Annotated in this window: 16 protein-coding genes and 1 pseudogene; 16 read left to right on the top strand and 1 reads right to left on the bottom strand. The window is 37.4% G+C overall.

The features are described from left to right. Positions 1-59 precede the first annotated feature (59 nt). The 14 genes and pseudogenes from AVJ20_RS12795 (at position 60) to AVJ20_RS12730 (ending at position 18,458) form a co-directional block, all read left to right on the top strand. Positions 60-755, top strand: coding sequence for a hypothetical protein (locus AVJ20_RS12795; RefSeq protein WP_111885475.1), 696 nt, complete (start codon positions 60-62; stop codon positions 753-755). A gap of 15 nt (positions 756-770) precedes the next feature. Then, positions 771-1,274, top strand: coding sequence for a type VI secretion system contractile sheath small subunit (tssB, locus tag AVJ20_RS12790; RefSeq protein WP_078193364.1), 504 nt, complete (start codon positions 771-773; stop codon positions 1,272-1,274). Continuing rightward, a complete protein-coding gene (tssC, locus tag AVJ20_RS12785; RefSeq protein WP_111885474.1) occupies positions 1,267-2,751 on the top strand; it encodes a type VI secretion system contractile sheath large subunit in 1,485 nt (494 codons plus the stop codon). The genes tssB and tssC overlap by 8 nt, the downstream gene beginning before the upstream one ends. A 48-nt stretch (positions 2,752-2,799) precedes the next feature. Continuing rightward, entirely contained in the window at positions 2,800-3,303 is a 504-nt protein-coding gene (locus AVJ20_RS12780; protein ID WP_078190771.1) for an Hcp family type VI secretion system effector, read from the top strand. A gap of 70 nt (positions 3,304-3,373) precedes the next feature. After that, positions 3,374-3,850 carry a type VI secretion system baseplate subunit TssE gene (gene tssE / locus AVJ20_RS12775; RefSeq protein ID WP_078190770.1) on the top strand — a complete coding sequence of 159 codons (477 nt, stop codon included), beginning with the start codon at positions 3,374-3,376 and terminating at the stop codon, positions 3,848-3,850. 15 nt (positions 3,851-3,865) lie between these two features. Next, a pseudogene (gene tssF / locus AVJ20_RS12770) lies at positions 3,866-5,673 on the top strand (type VI secretion system baseplate subunit TssF). After that, a complete protein-coding gene (gene tssG, locus AVJ20_RS12765) occupies positions 5,637-6,632 on the top strand; it encodes a type VI secretion system baseplate subunit TssG (protein ID WP_111885473.1) in 996 nt (331 codons plus the stop codon). The pseudogene tssF and the gene tssG overlap by 37 nt, the downstream one beginning before the upstream one ends. Next, positions 6,632-8,077 carry a hypothetical protein gene (locus AVJ20_RS12760; protein WP_111885472.1) on the top strand — a complete coding sequence of 482 codons (1,446 nt, stop codon included), beginning with the start codon at positions 6,632-6,634 and terminating at the stop codon, positions 8,075-8,077. The genes tssG and AVJ20_RS12760 overlap by 1 nt, the downstream gene beginning before the upstream one ends. A 28-nt stretch (positions 8,078-8,105) precedes the next feature. Next, positions 8,106-11,936, top strand: coding sequence for a type VI secretion system membrane subunit TssM (tssM, locus tag AVJ20_RS12755; RefSeq protein ID WP_111885471.1), 3,831 nt, complete (start codon positions 8,106-8,108; stop codon positions 11,934-11,936). A gap of 57 nt (positions 11,937-11,993) precedes the next feature. Then, positions 11,994-12,953 (top strand): type VI secretion system-associated protein TagF, encoded by a 960-nt coding sequence (gene tagF / locus AVJ20_RS12750; RefSeq protein ID WP_078190765.1) that lies wholly within the window; start codon positions 11,994-11,996, stop codon positions 12,951-12,953. Between the two features lie 20 nt (positions 12,954-12,973). Beyond that, on the top strand, positions 12,974-13,720 hold the full coding sequence (locus AVJ20_RS12745) for an OmpA family protein (RefSeq protein WP_228157211.1): 747 nt from the start codon (positions 12,974-12,976) through the stop codon (positions 13,718-13,720). A 404-nt stretch (positions 13,721-14,124) separates the two neighbouring features. Next, positions 14,125-15,753 (top strand): long-chain-fatty-acid--CoA ligase, encoded by a 1,629-nt coding sequence (locus tag AVJ20_RS12740; RefSeq protein ID WP_111885469.1) that lies wholly within the window; start codon positions 14,125-14,127, stop codon positions 15,751-15,753. A 241-nt stretch (positions 15,754-15,994) separates the two neighbouring features. Then, positions 15,995-16,882 (top strand): DMT family transporter, encoded by an 888-nt coding sequence (locus AVJ20_RS12735; protein ID WP_111885468.1) that lies wholly within the window; start codon positions 15,995-15,997, stop codon positions 16,880-16,882. 277 nt (positions 16,883-17,159) lie between these two features. Further along, positions 17,160-18,458, top strand: coding sequence for an MgtC/SapB family protein (locus AVJ20_RS12730; protein WP_111885467.1), 1,299 nt, complete (start codon positions 17,160-17,162; stop codon positions 18,456-18,458). 24 nt (positions 18,459-18,482) lie between these two features. On the opposite strand, the gene yddG is transcribed toward AVJ20_RS12730, so the two are convergent. After that, positions 18,483-19,406, bottom strand: coding sequence for an aromatic amino acid DMT transporter YddG (gene yddG / locus AVJ20_RS12725; RefSeq protein WP_111885466.1), 924 nt, complete (start codon positions 19,404-19,406; stop codon positions 18,483-18,485). 328 nt (positions 19,407-19,734) lie between these two features. Between yddG and AVJ20_RS12720 the strand changes: the two genes are divergently transcribed. Beyond that, positions 19,735-19,929 (top strand): hypothetical protein, encoded by a 195-nt coding sequence (locus AVJ20_RS12720; RefSeq protein WP_111885465.1) that lies wholly within the window; start codon positions 19,735-19,737, stop codon positions 19,927-19,929. 441 nt (positions 19,930-20,370) lie between these two features. Continuing rightward, the gene (locus AVJ20_RS12715; RefSeq protein ID WP_111885494.1) at positions 20,371-20,823 is read left to right on the top strand and encodes a GNAT family N-acetyltransferase; all 453 of its coding nucleotides are present in this window, start codon (positions 20,371-20,373) and stop codon (positions 20,821-20,823) included. The last annotated feature ends 519 nt before the right edge of the window (positions 20,824-21,342 follow it).

Below are 21,342 nucleotides of genomic sequence, written 5' to 3'. Positions count from 1 at the left end.
TGATTTCTCCACATATCCACATAAATTAAGTTTTAGCACGTAGAAATACAGAGGCAATTTTGAATAAATTTAGTGTTTTATTACCTATAATTTTAGCAGCTAGTTTAACACAAACCGTTTTTGCAAAAGATAAAGCGGCATCTGTGAAAAAATCCTGTTTAAAGGATTATCCACTGGCAGTAGGTGATACAGATCCAGAGATTATTGGTTTTTATAATCAGTTATGTGACAAAAAAAATAAGAAAAATGAGAACTTAAAAAATGAAATTTTTGTAGATATTGCCAAAAAATATCAAGCTAATGGTTACAATTTAAAAGCATTGCAAGCGGTCAATCTGCTGCGAGAAAAGAACTATCAGTCGCCTGAACTTACTGATGTCACTTTTTTAGCAGGTATCGCTATTTCTTATAATGCGCTGAATCATATGCGGAGTAATGAAAATCGTACTCTAGATGAACAGACCTATTCTCCTGCCAAAGTGTTGTCGGATAATATTCGTTATATTCAGCCGACGATTGATAAATCTACGTCTGCTGCAGCAGATGTTCGTGAAAAAAGTACAGAATCTTCGAGCAATGTGAAATCTAAACAGACAACACCAGCTAAAAAACGAACCAATACAGCGTCTACCAAGTCTAAACAAACGACTACAGCAGCAAGCAAAAAGAAAACTACCACGACAGCAAAAACGCAGACTACAGCGAAAAAACCTGCTGCCAGTGGTTCACCTTTCGATACATTAAAAAATAAATAACAAGGAAAAGCACTCATGGCAAAACGTGAAAGTGTACAGAAAAAACTTCAACGAATTCGTCCTCCTCGTGTTCAATTGACTTACGATGTTGAAGTTGGCGACGGTAAAGAAATTAAAGAATTACCATTCGTTGTAGGGGTGTTAGGTGATTTCTCAGCGGCATCTGAAGTAGAGAAAACCAAATTAAAAGACAAGAAATTCATTAATGTTGATTTAGATAATATTGATGAAGTCATGGAGTCTTTAGCGCCACGTGCTAATTTTCAAGTTGAAAATACCTTGACTGAAGACGGTGGAAAAATGTCGGTAGATCTTACATTTAAGAGCATGGCCGATTTTACTCCTGAGCAAGTTGTACAACAGGTTGATCCACTACAAAAGTTAGTTGCTGCGCGTGAGCGTCTGTCTGACTTGCGTAATAAAATTTCAAATAATGAACGCTTAGAAGATTTATTGGATGAAGTGTTACATAACACTGATCAAATTCGTAAGTTGAGCGTGGAGGCAGAAAATGAGTAATTATAATACTGCAACTGCTGTAAACGTTGAAGCAACCGAAGAATATTCACTTTTAGATTCAATTGTCGAACAAAGTCGTATCGCGCGTACAGATCAAGAACATGATCGTGCAAAAAGTTTGATTGGTGAACTTGCTAAAGAAGTGATGGCAGGTACCATCACCGTTTCAGACAATATGACTTTATCAATTGATAAGCGTATTGCTGAAATTGATGCGTTGATTTCATCTCAGTTAAGTAAAATCATGCACCATGCTGAATTTCAAAAAATTGAATCGACATGGCGTGGTTTGTATTATTTCTGCCAAGAAACACCTTCAAATTCTTTAACAAAAATTCGTATGTTAAATACGACGAAAAAAGAATTGATTAAAGATTTCCAAGGTGCGACCGATTTTGACCAAAGCACGTTGTTCAAAAAAATCTATGAAGAAGAATATGGATCATTCGGTGGTGCGCCTTATGCAACATTGATTGGTGACTTTGAGTTTGACCGTACTCCATCTGATATGTATTTGCTTGAGCAAATTTCACATGTCGCTGCGGCTGCACATGCACCGTTTATTTCGGCTGCTAGCCCGAATATGTTGGGACTAGAGTCTTTTACTGATATTGATCGTCCGCGTGATGTATCTAAAATCTTTGAAACCGCTGAATATGTACAATGGCGTTCATTCCGTGAAAGTGATGATGCACGTTATGTTGCATTGACAATGCCACGTGTACTAGGTCGTTTGCCATATGATCCAAAAGAAGGTATTGCCACTGAAGGCTTTAACTTCGTTGAAGAAGTTTCGGGTGAAAACCATAATGAATATTTATGGATGAACGCGGCTTATGCCTTTGGTACGCGTTTAACCAATGCATTTGATATGCATGGTTGGTGTGCTGCGATTCGTGGTGTAGAAGGTGGTGGTTTAGTTGAAGGCTTGCCTGTCCATACGTTCAAAACCAATGATGGCGAAGTGGTCTTTAAATGCCCAACTGAAATTGCCATTACTGACCGTCGTGAAAAAGAACTGAGTGATCTTGGTTTTATTCCGTTGGTACACTGCAAAAATACGGATTATGCAGCATTTTTTGGTGCGCAATCGACGCAAAAACCTAAAAAATATGATAGCGATACAGCAAATGCCAACTCTGCATTGTCTAGCCAGATCCAATACATCATGGCAGTTTCACGTATTGCACATTATTTAAAAGCAATGATGCGTGACAAAGTGGGTAGTTTTGCATCAGCGGGTAATGTTGAGACCTTCTTAAATGAATGGTTGTCGCAATATGTATTACTTGATGATGGTGCATCTCAAGAAGCTAAAGCTCAGTATCCATTGCGTGAAGCTTCTGTAAAAGTTGTAGAAAATCCAGCTTTGCCTGGTCACTACAAATCTGTGGTTTTCTTAAGACCACATTTCCAGTTGGATGAGTTGTCTGTTTCATTACGACTTGTGACCGAGTTACCTCAGTCCTCAAATTAATTTTGGGTCAACACTATAATAACTTTAAATAAATAGGTATTCAGAACAATGAAAGATATATACATTCAATTTCGTGGTAAGTACAAAGTAGACGGCGAATCTCGTGATGCAGAGCACAAGAGTTGGTTAGAAGTAAACTCTTGGACGCATAACATCCGTCAACCTAAATCTGCGACTTCTTCAAGTGTGGGTGGTCACACTGCAGAACGTGTAGAGCATTCTGACATGGTTTTTGTTAAAGATTTAGACGCGACAAGCCCTAAACTTTGGGAAGCATGTTCAGCAGGTTATACATTTGATGAAGTTCAAATTGATTTCTACCGTGCGAATGGCGACAAACGTATTAAATATCTTCAAATCAAACTGAAACATGTGTTGGTTTCTAGCGTGACTCCAACTGTAAATGATGAAGGTGTTCCACACGAATCATTTGGTTTGAAATATGCTGCAGTAGAGTGGACATATAACCAACAAGATATTAACGGTACTGCGAAAGGTGCTGTTACTAAGAAGTGGTCATTATCTAACAACACTGCTTCATACGCAGCGTAATAGATGGATTCAGATAGAGGCTAACTTGGGTAGCCTCTATTTTCATTTTTTTAAATATTTATAAGAAGATATGAATCTCGATCAGCTTTATCCTTATGGTTTTAGAACGACATTATTTGACCGCTTATTACCAGCTGATGCTCAACAGACTCAAGGTCTGTCTTTGCAAGAACTTCGTGAATCTGTTGCTTCCGATTTAGAGGATCTCCTCAATAGTCGTGTGGCAAAATTAGATGAACTGATTGATGACTTTCCATTAGCAAAAAAGTCTATTTTGCAATTTGGCATTATCGATTTTGTGGGCTTATCGACAGCAAATCCATCGGATCGCGACAAAATTTGCCAGTCAATTGAGCAATCGATTGCTGCACATGAACCGCGTTTAAAACAGATTCGAGTCGAAATGCTCATGGATGGCCATAATATGGGGGCACTATGTTTAAGTATTCAGGCATATTTAAATATTCATCCTTTATACGAACCAGTTATTTTTGATGCCTTATTAAAACCAACAACACAACAATATGTTATTTCTCCAAGAGCTTAATGAAGTGGGTTATCTGTGATTGAAGAGCTGTTACCGTATTACGAAAAACAACTACAGGAATTTGGACAACAGTCCCGTGAGTTTGCCAGTAAATACCCCAAAATCGCCCAGCGTTTGTCTTTAAACCAAGAACAAATAGATGACCCGCATATTGAGCGTTTAATTCAAGCCTTTTCTTTAATTTCTGCACGGATTGATAAAAAACTTGCAGATAGTTATGACGTTTTTACCCGATCAATTTTTGAGGTGATGTTTCCTCAATATTTAAAACCATTTCCTGCATGTTCTGTGGTGAGCTTCGAAGATATAAATAAAATTAAGCAATTAACAGATCGACACGTTATTCCAAAGGCGACCAGTCTAAAAGCCAAAAGTACGCGCGGTGTTCAATGTGAATATCAGACGGTACAAGAAGTCACATTATTACCGATTCAATTAAAACAGCTCAATTTCAAAACTCATCCATCGGCACATATGCATTTAAATCAAAATGCCACATTGAGCTTAGGATTTGAAATTTTTTCGAATAAGCACGCTTTACTCAAAAATGAAACTTTGCCGATCTTTTTAGACGCTATTTCTAATTTTCCTTTGCAGGTTTTGGATAGTATTTTTAAATCCACTACAAGTTTTTCGATTCGTGTAGGGCAGCACATTTTTGATATTGCCAATCCATTTGAAATTATGGGCTTTGAAGAAGTTCAAAGTGTTCTTCCTATCGATCAGCATACGCATCATGCATATCGTTTACTGATGGAATATTTTTGTGTTCCTGAAAAATTCAATTTTTTAAATCTAAATTTAGATTTCATTAAGTTTTTAAGTTTAGAACATAGTGAATTTGATGTTCAAATGCACTTTAAACTCAATTTAAATGATCAAGCAGCGATTCGAAATTATTCTGAATTAAATGCTGCAAATTTTAAATTGTTTGCTACACCAATTGTTAATCTTTTCAATAAACAAGCAGAGCCGCAAAAGATTAATCATAAGCGAATGGAATATCCATTGGTGACAGATGCACACCATCCTGAATATTTTCAAGCCTATAGCATTTTAAAAATGAATATGGTGCGTGAAAAAAGTAACCAAGATGAAGTGTATTATCCGGTACTGCCTTTTTTTGCAATGAGTCATTATCATCAGGATAAAGTCCAGTTTTTTTATAGTTTAAATCCGCAGCAGATGAAGAATAAACATCAGGAATTAAACTATTCAATCATATCTCGTGCTTTAGACCCGCATAGTACTCAGTCCGATTTTATTAGTACTGAACTTTGTGTAGTAATCGTGAGCTACCTTACGAAAGTTATAATAAAGATCAGAATGCATTAACACTGAATGATAGTAATTTGGCACGTCGTGCCCTGATGCTCAAACGACCGTCGTTACCGTATTATTTTGAGCAAAATAAACAAGAACAGTGGCGGGTTATTTCACATTTATCTTTGAATAATATGTCTTTAATGAAAGGCGATGCGGTCTCTCATATTAAAGAACTTTTGGAATTGTATAATTTACCTAAATCGAAAGAAAACCAAATTATTATCGATTCCATAAAAAATATTCAGTTTTCTACCACGCAGAAACTTGTAGATAGTAAACCGTTTCCATTATTTGTCAGAGGCTTAAAAGTACAGCTCGATATCGATGCGGATATATTTAGAGGGCATAGCCTGTATATATTTAGTCAATTGCTGGCCCATATCTTTAATTTAAAAGTCAATATGAACAGCTTTGTCGATGTCTCGGTTTTTGATGCAAATAGTCAACAGGAGTTATACCAATGCGTGCAGAACGTTGGTGGCAAGAAAGCTCTGTAATTGACGGACTTTTCCAAGAACCGAAAGCCTACGAGTTTGTTCAAGCTACTCGTTTGTTAAGACATGCACCTTATGGAGCAGCTCAAGTCCATTGGGCCAATGACTTTGAGTTTAATAGTTCACTTAATTTGAACTTCCCGAACACTGAAATTGAAAGTTTAGAGTTCAACGATGAGAAAGTTGAACTGACAAATTTAATGGTGGGTTTAACGGGTATTCAAGGTGCATTACCTTATAGCTATACCAATAAGATTAAGCTCAGCGGGCGACATCAGCGACACGAAACACAAAAGTTTTTAGGGCTGTTTAATCATAAATTAACAGCACATTATGTTGATGCCAGTTTAAATTATCATTTACCTATTCGTTATGAAATCGAGCAGGATAATCACTATCTTGATATTTTACATGCATTAAATGGTTATATCAGTAGCCAGCATGATCAGCCAGATTTAGATGATTATTTTGCTGAATTCTCAGGTTTAATGCAGGGGCAAAACAATACAGCTTATGCATTAAAAACCATGCTGAATTGTATCTTTAAGCAGAAATTTGATATTCGAGAATTTATCCCTGAAACTTTTGTATTTGAAGAAGATCAGAGAACATGTTTAGGTGGATCTCAGCCGAGCTTATTGGGGCTGAATACTTTTTGTGGTGAGAAGATTCAACAGATTGACGAAAAAATTGAAATCGTGATTGGACCTTTAAATCATGAAGATTATTTAACATTTTTACCGAATCAGGCACGCAGCCTAAAATTAAAACAAATGATTCAAACTTGGTGTAGTCCAACATTAATGGTGGATGTGCGCTTAATTTTACAAAAAGAAGAAATAAAACCGGTGTGTTTAAATTCTTTGAGCGGAATTGGTTTAGCTCAGGGAGCATTTTTACAGCCGAATAAACAGGTCGATAATACAGAAACCTGTTATGCCTTAATGGGGAATGCAAAATAATGCTGAAATTAATAATTGGAACCTTTAGTACGCTTTTTGTTTTGTGTACTGCTTTCGTGATTTTTTACTGGCGAGATACAGGCTATGATCCGACGGCTTTCGATTTAGTCACATACTTTTTACTTCTTCCTTTAGCTTTATGTGCAATTATTTTGTCGCCTTATTTGCTTTACAAGGGCATTCAACATCAAAAAGAAAAAAAACTTGAAGCTGAAAAACGTGCAGAAGAACAAGCTGAGCAACAACAACTTGAGGCCATTGAACAAGCAAAACCGAAGCCTATTGATGTACAGCAATTTCGTTTAAATGTTTATTCTTCAGCGGCTTGGCATAGTTTTGGTGAAAACGAACAAATTATCCAAGATATTCAACAATTCAAAAGTCCTGAACTCGATGATAAGTTATTTAATGCATACGGTTTGCCTGTTCTTTCATTTCGAATCAAAGATTTAGATGAACTCACTAATGAAGAAGCAGATGATGAATATAGTGCCATCACCATGCGTGAAAAACGAATCCAGTCACTTATTCAGCAACAACTAGAGCAACACGTTGAAAGTCTATTTTTAATTGCAGAGCATCTGAAGCAATCAGCACTCTTTTATGATAGTGAATTGGCATATCAGTACCGTATGCATCCGGGTTGGGTGGATCCAGATTATACGCAAGATGAACATCCAGAACATTTGGCGAACAATGAACAGCAAGTTTCACGTTTAAATCGTTTAAATGTCCATATTTTGCTTGCTGATAATTTGATTCATCAATGGAATGATGATTATGCTCAAATTATTCAGCAGTATCTATCTGACGGATTTTCGATCATTCCCGAACAAATTCATATCGAGCCACATTTTATCGGCACTCAAGTCGCTTATTCAGAATGGTTAAGCATTTTAGAGATGATTTCAAAACAAAAGTTTGAAGTCAGTTTGATTCTCAATGCTGACTCTGAAATCGACCAAGAATGGATTGATGAAAAGATGTGGTTACAAGAAAAATACATTGCTGCAGAGTTTGCATCGAGTTGGTGTTTGGCTGCTTCAGAGGTTCAAGTTCGAGGTTTAACTCCAAATAAAGTGCTACAAGTGGTGGCACATGAGCCTGAGTTGAAACGTAATTTAGAGCTTAAAGCACTGAATAATTTAGATCAGTATGATCAAGAACAACCCTTTTTATTGATGTTAGATGATGCAACTGATATGAAAGTGGTGAAAAAATTACAGCATAAATTTAATGAAACCGCGATTGAAACCTATCATTTTTTATATACAAAACAGAATCTTGGAAATACCCAGCAATTGGCAAAAATTTTTGGATTCATGTTGGGTATGCACTTGCCAGAAGAGTTAACTGCTATGATTTATAGCACAGACCAAGAATCGACATTTGCTTTTATTCAAGCATTTTCAGTAGAAGATGAACTTGAACAAGAAACTGTTTAATTAGAATTAAGACGAAATTGAGAACATTGTGAACACACTATTTTATACGATCCTCGGTTATGTTTGGCAGTACGTCACCAATCCTAAAGCGATGGTGGCTTTGTCATTTTTTGTGGCCATTGTTGCCATGCATAATTCGATTCCACAAAAGACTTTTTACATTGTGGTTGCTGTTTATATTCTCGGATTAATTCTGTGGGGTATTTATGAGTTAGTACAACATTATCGTCATAAACAGCAAGGCGAAGAGCTTGCTGAGGCGATTGCCAAAGATAATGAAGCTGAATACGGCAAACAAAAGAATAAAGAAGAACTTGCGCTGATCAATCAGCAAATGAAAGACTCGATTCAACTTATCCGTAAATCAAAACTTGGCGATAAAAAGGGTAATGCAGCGCTATATGAATTACCTTGGTACATGGTGATTGGTAACCCAGCAGCGGGTAAAAGTTCAGCGATTTATAATTCTGGCCTTAGATTTCCATTTGAAGAAACTCATCAGAAAATGGTGTCGGCAGGTTTAAGTGGTACACGTAACTGCGATTGGTTTTTCTCTACAGATGGTGTGTTACTCGATACCGCAGGTCGATATTCAGTTTATGCCGAAGACCATTCAGAATGGTTAGGTTTCTTAAATATTCTAAAGAAAAACCGTTCTAAAGCGCCGATTAACGGTTTAATTGTGATTGTTTCTGTGGCAGAACTTGTCAGTCAAAGCCCTGAAAAATCAATCAAATTAGCCAAAAATTTACGAGCACGTATACAGGATTTGACTGAACGTTTAGAAATTTTTGCGCCAGTGTATATCGTTTTTTCAAAAATGGATTTGATAGCGGGCTTTACTGAATTTTTTGATTGTTATGATAAAGATGAATTTGATCAAGTTTGGGGTGCAACACTACCTTATGATCCAGACTCATCTGAGCATGCCGTTGAGATGTTCGAAAAGCATTATTCAATTTTATACGATGGTTTGAAGAGCGTCAGTACTACGCACTTGAGTCGTCGTCATTCGCAAAATATTTCTCCAAGTGTAATGACATTTCCACTTGAGTTTAAAAGTTTAAAGCCAGTGTTAAAAACTTTTATTGGTACGTTGTTTCAAGACAACCCTTATCAGTTTAAACCGGTATTCCGTGGGTTCTATTTCACCAGTGCGTTGCAAGAAGGTGTGATTGAAAGTCCAATGACGGAGCAAATCGCTGAAGATTTTCATTTGGTGAAAAGTACGGATAGTGAGTTTGGCATTCCTACGAATTCTGTTTCGCAAGACCATGGTTATTTCTTAAAAGGACTCTTTTCAACCGTCATTTTAAAAGATAAAAATCTAGTTAAACAACATATCAATCCTGCACGTAAACGTCAGCGCTTTATGGCATTTATTGCTGCATTGTTATTGGTTGCTGTGGTGCTTGGGTTATGGGTTTGGTCGTATCGTAATAACCAACAACTCGTGGCGGAAGTTCAAGCTGACTTAGACAAAGTTGTGCAAATGGAAAGCCGTAGCGGAAGTGAGCTTTCGACTCAATTGGATGCATTGCTGATATTACAAGGACATTTACAGCAGCTCGATCATTTTGATGAAGATCGTCCATTGAAATATAGTTTTGGTTTATACCAAGGGAATAAAATCCGTGAAAAACTCAAAGTTGAGTATTTACGTGGTATTCAACAAATTGTATTGGCACCATCTCAACAAAATATGGCGCAGTACTTACAACGTGTCAAAGCCAATGAAGCGACGTTGAAAGAAAATCACGTCAATGTGCAAATCACTCAAACTGTGAAATCAAATCAACCCTATTTAGAACCATCGGATACTAACCCTCAGGATGCATATAATGCACTGAAGGCGTATTTGATGATGAGCAATCATAAATATATGGAATCGAGCCATTTGAGTGATCAAGTTACTCGTTTCTGGCGTTCATGGTTAGATTCAAATCGTGGTCAAATGCCACGCGGGGAAATGATTCAAAAAGCTGAACAAGTTTTATCTTATGCAATGACTTTAGCCGCTGATCCTGCTTTCCCGCAAATGGAATCTGATCCTTTATTGGTTGATCAAACACGTCAATTATTAACAGCTGTTACCATGGGTATTCCTGCACGTGACCGCGTTTATAATGAAATTAAAATGCGTGGTTCAGTACGTTTCCCAGCAGTGACAGTTAAGCAAATATTAGGTGAAACAGGCCAAAACAGCATGTTAGGTAGTTATGCCTTGCCGGGTATTTTTACTTACCAAGCATGGAATGATTATGTAAAAGATGCGATTAACCAAGCTGCGAATAATCCGACAGATACTCAAGATTGGGTACTCAATACCAATCGCTCTGATGACCTGACGTTTAGTGGTAGTCCAGATCAGATCAGTAAACAGTTAACCGAACTTTATAAGCAGGAATATATCGCTGAATGGCGTAAATTCTTAAATGCTGTGCATTATGGAAAAGGTGCAGATGTTGCTCAGCAGTCACGTTTTATCGATATTTTAGGTGAACCTGAGAATTCGCCAATTCGTAAAGTGGTGGACCGTATTGCGAAAGAAACCAGTTGGGATAATCCAATTGTTCAAGCAGAACTGGCTGCGCCTCAGAAAGGTTTTATTGCGTGGTTTAAACGTAAAGTCCTCAGCCGTGATGATGCGCAGCAGGCACAGCAAGTTGCTTCTAAAGCCGGTCAAGGTGTTATTGCAAAAGAATTTGATGTGTTCTATCAACTAGTTCGTAAGCGTGATGATCAGCAAAACAAATCTATTTTAGATGAATACATGCTGTCTTTGAGTCAAGTACGTAGTAAGTTCAATGATTTGAAGAGTGGCGGTGATATGGGACCTGCAAGCATGACATTGGTGAAACAAACCATCAATGATCAAAGCTCAGTCTTTAATAGCACACAAAAATTCGTAGATGAAAAAATGTCTGTGGGTCTGAATGAATTAGATCAACAGTTGATTCAAAAACTCTTTATGCAGCCGGTGACTCAGTCATTTGAAGTTCTTTTGATTCCAGCTCAAAACGAAATTAATAAGTTGTGGGCAATGCAGGCGTATCAACCATTTACAACCAATCTTGCACCTAAATATCCATTTAATAGCAATGCTACTTTACAAGCGACCAGTAATGAAATTAGCCAAATTTTTGGTGAAAACGGAAGTATCGCTCGTTTTGTAAAAGAATATTTGGATCCATTGGTGATTCGTCGAGGCTATACCTTAACCACGAAAACATGGAAAGATTTGGGCATTGGTTTAAATCCACAATTTGTAGCGAACTTCCAACGCTATGTTGCGCCAAGTAATGGCGTTGCTACAGGGGAATTGAGTCAAGCAGCACCTGCGGCAACCAATCAATCGAACTTCCAGTTCTTCCCATTAGAAAATACACAGTTGCTTTCATATACCATTGATATTGATGGTCAGCGTATGGTGTATGAAAACGGTGTTCAGCAATGGGTGAACTTCGTTTGGCCAAATAAAGGGGCAATTCCGGGTGCACGTATTACTGCAATTGACTTGGAAGGTCAAACGCATACGATTTTTGATGAGCCGGGTGAATATGGTATTAACCGATTGGTTGAAGGCGCTCAGCGTACACAAAATGGTAATTCATTTGAAATGGTGTGGCGTAGCAAACAAAATCCAAAAGTGTTTGTTAAAGTGAATTTCCGTTTAATAAGTGGTAACGCATCTGGCCCAACTACAGGTTCAGGCTATTCAGGTATGACTCTTGTTGATCAAGTGGTGACGAATAAAGGTGTTCGTGTCGTCGCAGCGCAAACGATGCCTGCAGGACAAGCGCCTGTAGCGCCAGCGACTTCACCGATGAGTGTTGTACAAGGAACAGCAACACCATGATGATGAATTTAAAAATGAGAGCGGTGGCATTCGTGCAAAAGAACAAGGAGTGTGACGATGTATGAAGTGAGAACGACACCGCTGTATTATGGAAAATGTCCAGCTCGTGGTGACTTCTTAAAGAGCCGTGAACAATATTCACTGATTCAGTTAATCGATCAGTGGATCACGGAGGCGCTTGAGTTCGCTATGCGTTCAGACAATTTTAATGCAGCGTATAACTCACTGCCTTCATTAGATTTCTTTATTGCCAGTCCAAAAGATAAGCGTTTTTTGGTTGCCAATTTGATTAGTAGTGAAGACAGTTCAAAGCGTCAATTTCCAATGGTGCTCGCTCATCTGCTAGAAATCGATGATCCTTTCGATAATATTTTGTATGCACCTTATCGTTATAAACAAACCTTAATTGACTTATATCAGCGTAACCGAGTGATGCGTTCTATTCGCGATCCCGATATTTTGCTCGATAAATTAGGCAAACTGAATAACGAAATTCAAGTGTTCGGGACAGAAGAAACCTCTTCTTTTTATGAGCATCATACGTTGCATTCATTTGCACGTTTATTGAATTTTACGCCTTATCAGTTGGCGCAAAGCATGATTGGTCTCGGTTTGCTGCTACAACCGATTATTCATCAGGGTACGTCTCGGTTGAATAAAGTGCTGATCTTACCAATCAATAATATTAGTTACTGCTATGAAATTGCGGCGTTTTGGGTCAATTTAATTAGTCGTTTTGTCGAAAACCAAGATGCTGAGTTACTCATTGGCATCCTACACAGTGATTCACCTGTTTTACTGTTTGGTTTTCAAGGTGCTGATATTACAGCGCTGAGTGATGTTTTCACCCAAAATATGCAAAGTGATCATTGGGTTTCCCTGATCGATGCCAGTTGGATTGATCCTTATCTTGAACAAAATGCAGGCTTAGCCGTTTTGGAACAGTCTTTGAGTGAGCGTCAGATCAGCCTTATTCATGGCATTAAACTTTTTAGACAGACTTTTATAGAAGAATAATGATGCAAAGAATCTTACCAATGTTGCCCAAATTTCTTGCGAGTGTATGCATTTTAGGCTGTTCGGCTTTGCTCTGGGCAGAGCCTATTGTGATTGAAGGCGCTGTACCGAATGAAGCAACCAAGCAAGAAATATTAAATAAAGCCTATTTGACTTATGGTCAGGCAAATGTGGTTGATAAAATTCAGGTTCGAGCGGTTACTGCACCCAATGGTTGGGGCAATAGCGTAAGCCAGATGATTAATGATGACTTAAAGAAAGTAAAACAGGGGAAACTCTCTGTACGCGGAACGCAAGTCGATTTAAGTGGAAAGATGTCAAATCAAGATGATATCCAACCCACGACCACCAAGTTTCAGTCTTTGGTCACAGCACCTTTTCGTTTCAATGCACAGCTTTCTGTCAATCAGGCTGAACAGGCCATTATTGATGCGGCTTTACGTAATCGTATTATTGAATTTGAATCTGGAAGCGCGATTTTAGCACCATCTGGGGTACAGATCTTAGATGAAATGGTTATCGCACTGAATCGCGTCGGTGGGAAAAAAGTACGAATTATTGGTCACACAGACAGCTCAGGGAATCCTGAGAAAAACTTAAGTTTAAGCCAAGATCGTGCTAATGCAGTTAAAAACTACCTGATTTCAAAGAATATTGCGGCGGCGAACTTAAGTACTGAAGGGATGGGCTCAAATAAGCCTGTAGCAGACAATGCTACGCCTGAAGGCCGTAAGAAAAACCGTCGTATTGAGTTTGAAGTGCTGTAACTATTTCAACTTAACTACAACGGCTAATGCAACGAATGAACCCAGTGTATCTAGACTGGGTTTTTTTATGCTAATTGACTCAGTCGATTATTTGATAACTGAAAACGACATTTTTTAAAGCAGCAGTGTTATAACTAAATAAGACTATATTTTGAATAGGGCTAAAGCTTTAATTTTTGCATTTTATACCACTAAAGCATTCATATTTTGAGCAATAAAACAGTGGATTCTAAAATCAATTAAGGTTAAAACATAAGAATCAGTTTTGGATATGCGTTTCATATCTACTGCTTTAACCTTGTCGATAAAGAACAATCACTTTTGACATGGTGCAAAGTTTTAAAAAATCTGCAGGACAGTGCGGAAAAACAACAACTCAATATGGATGAATGTGGGAGCAAAGAATGCTTGGTAATATGATGTTTAAACCGCTTTTGATTAGTAGCATGATTGAACATGCGGGTCGCTATCATGCGGATAGTTTAGTCATTTCAAAAAATACAGACTCGACGATTACGAAAACCACTTGGGGTGAAGTCCATAAAAATTCAAAACGATTTGCCAATGTTCTTGCATCACTCGGTTTAAATTTAGGGGATCGTGTTGCGACCATCGCTTGGAATAACCATCGTCACTTAGAGTCTTGGTACGCTATTTCAGGTAGTGGTTATGTATGTCACACCATTAATCCACGTTTATTTCCAGAACAATTAATTTTTATCATCAATGATGCCGCAGACCGCGTGATGTTATTTGATAAAACCTTTTTGCCTTTAATCAAAGCAGTAAAACCATTATTAAAATCTGTTGAACATTTTATTTGTTTAGATGGACCAGATGCAGCGATTGTTGAAGCGGTGCCCGATGTGAAGTTTTATGATGAACTCATCGCGGCGCAATCTGCAGACTATACATGGCCAGAATTAGATGAATTATCGGCTAGTTCGTTATGTTATACCTCGGGTACCACAGGCAATCCGAAAGGCGTGTTGTATAGTCATCGTTCAACAGTCTTACACAGTTATGCGATTTGTATGCCGGATTCATTAAATATCTCAGCGCGAGATATTATGATGCCTGTTGTGCCGATGTTCCATGTCAATGCATGGGGTACGCCATATGCTGCGGCAATGGTGGGATGTACTTTAGTGCTGCCAGGCCCAGGTTTAGATGGAGCAAGCCTGACGCAAATGATTGATGACTATAAAGTATCCGTTGCATTGGGTGTTCCAACGATTTGGCAGGGATTAATCAATGCTGCGCAGCAAGCGGGCAGTCAGCTCCAAAGTTTAGTGCGTAATGTGGTTGGTGGATCTGCTTGTCCTCCTGCGATGTTAAAAGTCTTTAAAGAACAATTTAACTGTGAAACGATTCATGCTTGGGGGATGACTGAAACCAGTCCATTAGGTTCTTCAAACCAGTTTAAAGCCAAACATTTATTATTATCTGAAGAAGAACAATTACAAGTAAGATTGTCTCAAGGTCGTCCACCATTCGGGGTCGATTTACGTATTACCGATGAAGAAAACGGTACACACGAAGTTGCACGTGATGGCGAAACGACGGGTAATTTACAGATCCAAGGGCATTGGATTATTGGCAATTACTTTGGCAAAACAGAATCTGCATTAACCTCAGATGGTTGGTTTGATACCGGGGATATTGCAACCCTGAACGAAGATGGTTTCTTAAAAATTAGTGACCGTTCAAAAGATTTGATCAAATCGGGCGGTGAATGGATTTCTTCTGTTGAGTTAGAAAATTTAGCTATGGGACATCCTAAAATTGCAATGGCGGCAGTGATTGCAGCGACCCATCCGAAATGGGATGAGCGTCCTGTTTTGATTGCAATTAAAAAGCCAGATGTCGATTTATCTGATACAGAAATTTTGGATTATTATGCAGATAAAGTTGCTAAATGGCAGGTGCCAGATAAAGTGATTTTTGTGGATGCTATTCCTTTGAGCGGAACAGGTAAAATGCTGAAAAAAGATCTACGTGAGCAATTTGGTGCTGTATTACTAGAAAGCTAACTTAATATAAGTCACTAACTAAATATTAGTAAAGAGTAAAACGCAAAGGTAACATGCCTTTGCATTTTTTTATAAAAACATAAATTTTGATAAATACCATATTCTTAATATGAGGTTTTTAAATAAATTTTTTTCAACGAATCCATAACCAAGTTCAATGAATAATCTAGCCGTGTTGGGTCGCATTCAATTCAATAAAAGCGTAAATTGATGAGGCATCCACCGTTAAACCACCTTTCTTATGTTTCCAGTTTGGATCTTGTTCACTTTAATGGCTGCTTTTATGCAGTCATGGCGCAATGCATTTCAAAAACAACTCAGTACCACTGTTGATGTGTATGGTGTCACCCTTGCACGGTTTATTTTTGGACTCCCATTTGCCTGCATTTATTTATATGTGCTGTACCAACAACAGCCTGTGACTCAGGTGACCACATTTACAACTATGTTTTGGGTCTATGTGGTGATTGCAGGACTAAGTCAAATTTTAGCGACGATTTTAATGGTCTTGCTTTTTAAACAAAAGAATTATGCCATTGGTGTTGGTTTAGCGAAAAGTGAAGCGATATTTGCGGCCATTGTTGGGGTGATTTTCTTAAGTGAACATTTAAGTTTATTTGGTTGGATTGGTGTTTTGGTTGGTGGTGTTGCCGTTTTTCTTTTAAGCAAAGGTTCTCAACGACAAAAGTTATCTTTGCCAACTTTATGCATCGGTGTAGGGAGTGGATTAAGTTTTGCTATTACCTCTTTATTGGTTCGTGAAGCCAGTTTAGAGCTAAGTGATTTACCGACTTTGCATCGTGCGGCGTGGGTATTGTTGAGTGTAATTGGCTTTCAATGTGTGATTATGCTGCTCTACCTCAGTCTATTTAGCCGCAAAACGCTCATTGCCATGTGGGATAGAGTCGGTTTGACCTTTCGCGTTAGTGTCTGTAGCTTTCTAGCGTCCTTGGGTTGGTTTACTGCTATGAGCATGCAAACGGTTGCGATTGTTAAAACCCTAGGTCAAATCGAAATCTTATTTAGTCTATTAATCTCTGCATATTTCTTTAAGGAAAAACTCGCAAGAACCGATCATTGGGGATTAGCCTTAGTGGTGATTGCGGCGATTATGGTGATTTGGGCTTAATGTGTGCTTTAAACATTCATGAAAGCAAATAGAGGCCGAATTTAAGTCAGTTTTTCGAATATATTTTTAATTAAAATATGAGAAATATTCCATGTTCACTAGGATATTTAACATGGAATTGTTTATGATTTAAAGGATGACTAAACTTGGAACATGATTGAAAATGCTCAAGTTGTTCAATCTATATATTTATTTTTCAAATTTTAGCGTTAAATTTTTTTTTTATTTTTTATTTATATTGCCAAAATAAACAATGTATTGATGGGAGGGCTTAAATTTGGAAATACTCATACAAACTTTATCCTTCCCCGCATTGTTAACTATTTTAGCTTCGGCTTTAGGCTGTGGATTGCTCATCGGTTTGGAGCGTCAACGTAACAACAATTTGGACAGTGAACAGAGTTTTGCTGGTTTACGCTCATTTACCATTTGTGCGTTGTTTGGAGCATTGTGTTTTTTAATACATTTAGCTGTTGGTGCGATCGGTGCAATTGTCGTCAGTATGTTTAGCTATTATGGATTAAGTCAACAAAAACAAGATATTGGCACAACCACAGAACTTGCTTTTGTTATGACCTATTTAATCGGCGCTGCTTGTGTATTTAATATTCCATTGGCTGCGTGTTTGGCTGTGGTGTTGACCCTCATATTAGTTGGAAAAAAAGGCTTACATCATTTTGCAGCACATTGGATCAAAGACTATGAGTTAAGAGATGGGGTCTTTTTACTGGCATTGATCCTAATTGCCTTACCTTTAACGCCGAATCAGGCCTATTGGGGTTCTGTATTAAATCCCTATGTGATTTTAAAATTACTGATATTGATCTTGGTGGTGCAGTCATTAGCGCACATCGCCAAGCGGCTTCTATCTTCTGATAAAGCCATTATTTTATCGGCCTTGGCATCAGGTTTTGTGTCGAGCACAGCAACAATCGCAAGCTTAGGCATGGAAGTGCGAGCAGGAAAAGCCAGTGCCAAAAGTAATGCAGGGGCAGGACTTTTTTCATGTGTTGCGACATTGGTTCAACTTTTGATCATTGTCCTTGGGGTGAGTTTTGCTTGGTTTAAAATATTAGTTATACCAAGTATCGTCGGCATCTTGATATTGGTCCTTGCTGCGCTATATCTGATTTATGGCTCATCTCCAGTTCAGCATAATAAAGAGTCAGAACCCGAAATGCTTCATGTAGAGGCGAATGAACCAGCACAGTTAGAAAAGACCGATAGTCGAATGTTTAGCTTAAAACAGGCGGCAATCATTGCCATCACGCTTACTTTGATCCAAGCACTTGTTTATGGATTAAATCTCGCTTTAGGTGATAAAGGTTTAATTTTAGGGACATTATTAGCATCACTCTTTGAAGTCCATGCAGCTATGGCAACCGTGGTGATGCAAGGTAATATCGACAATTTAACATTGGTTTATGCTGTGGTGATTGGATTATCAGCCCATGCGATTTCAAAATGTGTGAATGCATTTCTCACAGGTGGATGGAAATATTTTCTATATTTTGCACCAACACAGTTACTTCACATGCTGTGCCTAATCGCGGTTTTGTTATTCAGTTTAAGATAATCAGAGGCAATTAACTGCGCCATATTATTCATGACGCAATTGCATTAATTTTGCTTTTATTTGTGGCCAACTGGTTGAAATCCAACATACCAGCGAACCTAATGTCACCAAAATGGCACCATGCCAAAAACTTAAACTCAGTGGTGTCTGTAATATAAACATTGAAATAACCGAAGAAAAAATCGGACTAAAATACGATAAAGTCACCAATATCGTAATATTGCCTTTTATAATACCTACATTCCACGCTGCATAGCCCAATGCGGTCACGATGGACACGATTAACATATACTTACCGGTATGTAAGTCTACGGCAGGCATTCGCGGGATACCGTGAAATATCAACATTTTTAGCCATAGCACAATGGTGATCACGACGAAAAAGAATGAAATAGGGTTATGTCCATGACTGTATTTACGGGTAATCACACAGTAGAGTGACCATAAACTCGCGCCCATAAAAGCAAGAAAATAGCTTAATGGATTGGACTGAATGTTCGTAAAGACTGTAGACCAGTTAAAACTTCCATTACCCGTTTGGATCAAAATAATGCCGCCCAAACTAATGGCTAAACCAATGATTACGAAAAAGTTAAATTTTAATTCTTTAAATAATATTAACGCGGCAATTGTCAGACTCGGCCATAAATAATTGACCAAACTGATTTCAATCGCTTGTTGAGCTGTTTGAGCCAAAGCAATGGCATACGAAAAACACAACTCATAAATCACAAATAAAAGGGTGGCATATATCAAAAATTGGCGCGGAACCAGTTTAAGGTTTGGAATTTTAAATAAGAGCAATAGAATAATTGCGCTCAAGGTATACATAAAGAGCACAGCAAGATCAGGGCCAATACTGAAACTAATTTTCTTAAGTAAACCAACAATAGAAGACCATTGTAAGATTGCACTGAATCCAATCAGCGTTGCAAGATTTTTGGACATGATTGCTCGAAGATTTCGCAAATGGCGAATGAATTTTTAATTTTTATTATAGTCTTTATTCAGTCGTTTAGTATAAGCGTGAAATTATCAAACTCTATTTAATTAAAAAGATTTAGAGCTCGTCGTACGTCAAGAGCAGCATGGCGATGAACTAGGTTTAGGTTCTGGTTTATTAACACAAGATTTAAAACTTGGACAATGTATTCATGCCTATATTCGTGCGAATCCAAATTTTCACTTAGCAGAGGGCGTTAAGTCGGCAATTATGATTGGCAATGGCTCAGGAATGGCGGGTTTGCTTTCACATCTTTAGCAACGTGTCGCAACGGTGCACTATCAAAACAGGTTAATTTATGGTGAGCATCAACAAGATTTCGATGCAATTTTTGCTGATGAACTGCATGAATTACAAAACCAAGGTAAAATTGCAGAAATCGATCGGGTATTTTCTCGTGATGGATTTGCTGAAAAGTATGTGCAAGATGTCCTAGTTGTAAAAAAGCTGAATCGATTGATTGGCTAGAGCAAGGGGCTTGTCTCTATATCTGCGGCAGTTTGAATATGGCCAAAGCGGTAGATGCCACTTTGCAAGAGATACTGGGCATTAAACAACTGCATACACTGCGTAAAGCAGGTCGTTACCGCCGTGATGTGTATTAAAAATAATGGCTATTCAATAAATAAAGTAAAAAATCCTCCAAACGTGGGGGATTTTTATGTTTTCTGAATTCATTCAGCATTTATGCCTCACATATATTTTAAAATTGTGCTGAAAAATATTTGAATGACAATTGCATATTGTATATACAACATCTACTTTAAATTTAGCTGAAGTAACTTTTAAACGTATTGAAAAATAACAGCTAAAAGCGATAATTCATTAAATGACTCTTTTAAGAAAGTTTATTTTCTTTGACGGAGGAAGTTTAAGGATTACTTTTATAAAGAAAACAACATGCTAAAAATGATCATACGCCCAGCCTGTGTAGAGGATGTTGATGGAATCGCGGCAGTCATTGAACCATTTGTCGATGATGTTATTTGCAGTGAAGAAGGTCGTGAGCGCTTTAAGCCCCACATGCTCAAACATATATTTGAGCGTGATTTAATCCATTATTTTGTTGCTGAAATAAATCAAGAAATCGTTGGCAATGTAGCTTATGTGCATCCTGCACATCTCATGCATTTTTTCTTGAAACCTGAATATCATGGCCAAGGTTTTGGACGTCAAATGTGGGAGTTTATAGAAAGCGTAATAATGCAGCATGAGCCTGAGCATATTACGGTAAATTCGAGTTTCTATGCTTTAGAAATTTATAAAAAATTTGGCTTTGAGATTGTAGGTGAATTAACTCAGCAATGGGGAATTCACTACATACCTATGAGAAAGCAGATAACTAAACCTATAAAACATTGAAAAATATTAAATCTTATTTAAAAATCATTAAATAAAAATTAATTTTCCAGAGCATGATGAGATAGTTTTACAAAGACATTTCATCATGACGCTTTAAATTTATCAATAATTAAGTATAGTTATACCATTAAAAAATTACTAGATTAAACAAACAATGAGAATGCATATTTTTTTAAATTCCTTACTTACGATGTATTGTTCAATTTCAATATTTACGGTCATTTTTATATATTTTTTATCTAATTGGCAAATATGGGAAAAACATTTTACATTCATTAGTTTAATATCATTCTTAATACTGGCAATTTGTTTTTACTTTAAATATAACGAAAAATTGAATGATGGTAATATTTTATTCAAGCAGTTGCCAATGAAAGTACAACTACCAATAAGAACTTCAACTATATTATTTTTAAACCTAAATTTGGGTTTTATCTTATTTATATTGGCAGTGCTTACGATAGTAATTACAGCTAATATATGGTTTTTTACACTTTGTATTTTTATTATTTGGAATGC

The sequence above is a fragment of the Acinetobacter sp. CFCC 11171 genome, assembly GCF_003268405.1.
In the GTDB taxonomy this organism is placed as follows: domain Bacteria; phylum Pseudomonadota; class Gammaproteobacteria; order Pseudomonadales; family Moraxellaceae; genus Acinetobacter; species Acinetobacter amyesii.
The sequence above is the reverse complement of the archived record's forward strand: the minus strand, read 5'-3'. Positions and strand labels throughout refer to the sequence as shown.

Excerpts from the sequence above, each read along its gene's own strand:
- tssE (WP_078190770.1), top strand. The coding sequence starts at position 3,374 with ATGAATCTCGATCAGCTTTATCCTTATGGTTTTAGAACGACATTATTT.
- AVJ20_RS12760 (WP_111885472.1), top strand. The coding sequence starts at position 6,632 with ATGCTGAAATTAATAATTGGAACCTTTAGTACGCTTTTTGTTTTGTGT.
- yddG (WP_111885466.1), bottom strand. The coding sequence starts at position 19,406 with ATGTCCAAAAATCTTGCAACGCTGATTGGATTCAGTGCAATCTTACAA.
- AVJ20_RS12745 (WP_228157211.1), top strand. The coding sequence starts at position 12,974 with ATGTTGCCCAAATTTCTTGCGAGTGTATGCATTTTAGGCTGTTCGGCT.
- AVJ20_RS12735 (WP_111885468.1), top strand. The coding sequence starts at position 15,995 with ATGTTTCCAGTTTGGATCTTGTTCACTTTAATGGCTGCTTTTATGCAG.
- tssG (WP_111885473.1), top strand. The coding sequence starts at position 5,637 with ATGCGTGCAGAACGTTGGTGGCAAGAAAGCTCTGTAATTGACGGACTT.
- tssC (WP_111885474.1), top strand. The coding sequence starts at position 1,267 with ATGAGTAATTATAATACTGCAACTGCTGTAAACGTTGAAGCAACCGAA.
- AVJ20_RS12740 (WP_111885469.1), top strand. The coding sequence starts at position 14,125 with ATGCTTGGTAATATGATGTTTAAACCGCTTTTGATTAGTAGCATGATT.
- AVJ20_RS12715 (WP_111885494.1), top strand. The coding sequence starts at position 20,371 with ATGATCATACGCCCAGCCTGTGTAGAGGATGTTGATGGAATCGCGGCA.
- tssB (WP_078193364.1), top strand. The coding sequence starts at position 771 with ATGGCAAAACGTGAAAGTGTACAGAAAAAACTTCAACGAATTCGTCCT.
- AVJ20_RS12780 (WP_078190771.1), top strand. The coding sequence starts at position 2,800 with ATGAAAGATATATACATTCAATTTCGTGGTAAGTACAAAGTAGACGGC.
- tagF (WP_078190765.1), top strand. The coding sequence starts at position 11,994 with ATGTATGAAGTGAGAACGACACCGCTGTATTATGGAAAATGTCCAGCT.